We start from the raw sequence: 2,541 nt of genomic DNA on the forward strand, positions 1-2,541 counted from the left end.
GCTCGATCTTGTCCCAGTCGAGCCCGGCATCCAGCAGGATCTCCTCGGTGTGCTGACCGTGTTCGGGAGCGCCAGTCGGCTGCACGTGATGGCCGTCGAACTGGACCGGGTTGGTCGGCAGGATGTAGGTCTTACCGTTCATCGCTTTCACCTCGGGGATGTATCCGTTGGCGATGACGGCGGGATCGTCGTGCAGTTCGCTGGTCTTCTGCAAAACCGCCCAGGCGCCCGACAGCGGCTTGAGGATCTCGCGCCACTGGTCGACGGTCTTCGACCCGAATTCGGCGTCCATGATGTCGATGAGCTCGCCGCGATTCATGAAACGAGAATGACCGTCGGCGAACCGCTCATCGGTGATGAGATCGGTGCGGCCGATGACCGTCATGAACTCGGGGTAGAACTTGTCGCCCTGCAACATCATCAGCGTGATGAACCGGTCGTCCTTGGTCTTGTAGTTGCCGACCAGCGGGTTGGGCATCTCGCGGTGGGTGAACGTCGGGATCGGGTCACCGCCGTAGAGCATCGACGCCGTCACCTGTGGCGTCATTGCCCACGCCGCCAAGCCCAGCAGTGAGACGTCGACGATCGAGGTCTCACCGGTCGACTTGCGTCTGTACAGCGCGGCGGCGATCCCGCCCGCGATGGTCAGCCCACCCATCAGGTCACCCAGTGCGGGAGTCTGCATCACCGGCTCCGGAAGCTCGCGGGTCAGCGCGTCGGCGATCCCGCCGCGGGACCAGAAAGACACGCCGTCATAGCCGGGCCGGTCGGCGTCGGGACCCTGGGGTCCGTAACCGGATCCGCGGACGTAAATGATGTCGGGGTTGGCGGCGCGGATCTGCTCTACGTCGATGCCGAAGTGCTTGCGACGACCGGGCAGATAGCTGGTGAGGAATACGTCGCTGGTTTTCGCCAACTCATGCACGACCTCTTGTCCACCCGGTGTGGTCAGATCGATGCCGATGGATTTCTTTCCGCGGTTGGGCATTTCGATCATGTAGTTGACGGCGGTCGGTCCGCCGGGAATCAGGCCCATGGTGACCAGTCCGCGCTGCGGGTCGCCACCCTCACGGGGCTCGACCTTGATGACGTCGGCTCCCCACTCGGCCAGCACCGCGCCGGCCGCGGGGACGAATGTCCATGCCGCGACCTCCAATACGCGAATGCCGCTCAGCGGCTTGGCGTCAGTCATGCGAATTCTCCGATCTCGTTGTCGTGGCGTCAGTCATCGATGAGCCCGAACCGGCGATAGGCCGCGCGGATGTCGATCCGCGCCTGTTCGGGCAACTTAGCTTGCGGCGGGCGTGATTCCGGGTACGACCCGACCGGCAGGCCGATCACCGATGCCGCGTATTTGAACGCACCGCCCCAATGGGTGAAGTAGTCGGGCCGTCCGGGATACCGAGTGAACCAGCCCCGAATGTCGAGCTCGAATTGGTCGAGCCCCGACTCCTGGGCGTAATCCATTGCTTCGACCAGCTTGTCGTTCCAGACCAGGTCCCAGTATTGGGACAGGGCGCGCTTCTTCGGCGTCTCGAAAAGGTAGCCGGTGGTGCCGAGCTGGCCTGGGCCGACGATGCCCGACCTGAGCCAGCCGGCCCGGTACACCGTCGTATCGCATTCCCAGATCACCAGATCCGGGGCGAGCTCGTGCAGCATACGGCTCTGATGCGGCCTGAACGATCCCTCTTTGGTGGCGCATACCGCGGGAATCTCCTCCACGATGCGAGCGCCTTCTTGTGCAGAGAGCACATATCCCGAGCTGGGTGAGTTGAACATGCCCAGCGCGATGTCGGTGCGGTCGGCCACATAGGAGAAGAAGCTCAAAACACCTTCACCGCCATGTAATTCCATCATCGGCGTCTGGATGTAGACGATGTCGGCGCCGGTGTTCTGGGCATGCCGGGTCATCTCGAGGCAGTCTTTCGCCGACAACGCCGCGGTGCACGACTGGACAACCACCTCGGGGTTGATCTTTCGAGCTTCCTGGATCGCGACTTCCAGCAACATCTTTCGTTCGGCGATGGTCAGCGACCAGAATTCCGCGACGCCGCTGGTCACCCAGAGCATGGAATGGCGCATCGTGCCCACGCAGTGCCGAACCAGCGTGCGATAGGCATCCCAGTCGATGTCGTCGCCGTCGCGCCCGTCGAACGGGGTGTAGAGCGAGTCCCCGATGCCGTGCAGTGAATTGCGCGCCCATTGGCGGGCGTCTCTGGCGTTGGCCATTATCGACTCCCTGGAGTTATCCGACGATCTCGAAGATCGCCGCCGCCGACGTCACCGCTTTGTCGCCGTTGCCCTCGTCGTGCAGCAGCATGCGCACGCCGACCTTGCCCGAGCCGCTCAGATGCGCGGTGCCGTCCACCCGGAACGGCCCCACCTTGCCCCGCGACATGAACATCACGTGCCAGCTGACCACCTGCAGCTTGCGGGTTCCGGCGGCGGCCGCGGCCAGATCGATCGCCGCGGTCTCCAGCACCACGTGTTGCGGCCCGATGTGCAGTGCCGCGTCCGGCGACGCCAGTTCCTCGCTGAGCG

Annotated in this window: 2 protein-coding genes and 1 pseudogene; all 3 read right to left on the reverse strand. The window is 64.0% G+C overall.

Translation table 11 applies throughout. The annotated features are described in order from the left end of the window. Window positions 1-1,192, reverse strand: a 1,192-nt coding sequence (locus WAO18_RS00855; RefSeq protein ID WP_422203082.1) for a CaiB/BaiF CoA transferase family protein, incomplete at its 3' end; no start/stop codon positions are given. A 29-nt stretch (window positions 1,193-1,221) separates the two neighbouring features. Further along, the gene (locus tag WAO18_RS00860) at window positions 1,222-2,229 is read right to left on the reverse strand and encodes a dihydrodipicolinate synthase family protein (protein ID WP_422203084.1); all 1,008 of its coding nucleotides are present in this window, start codon (window positions 2,227-2,229) and stop codon (window positions 1,222-1,224) included. 16 nt (window positions 2,230-2,245) lie between these two features. Beyond that, window positions 2,246-2,541 (reverse strand): annotated as a pseudogene (locus tag WAO18_RS00865) (hypothetical protein); the annotation flags it as partial.

This window comes from Mycobacterium sp., assembly GCF_049278535.1.
In the GTDB taxonomy this organism is placed as follows: Bacteria; Actinomycetota; Actinomycetes; order Mycobacteriales; family Mycobacteriaceae; genus Mycobacterium.

What these genes read in the sequence shown, in the direction of transcription:
- WAO18_RS00860 (WP_422203084.1), bottom strand. Translation starts at nt 2,229, where the DNA reads ATGGCCAACGCCAGAGACGCCCGCCAATGGGCGCGCAATTCACTGCAC.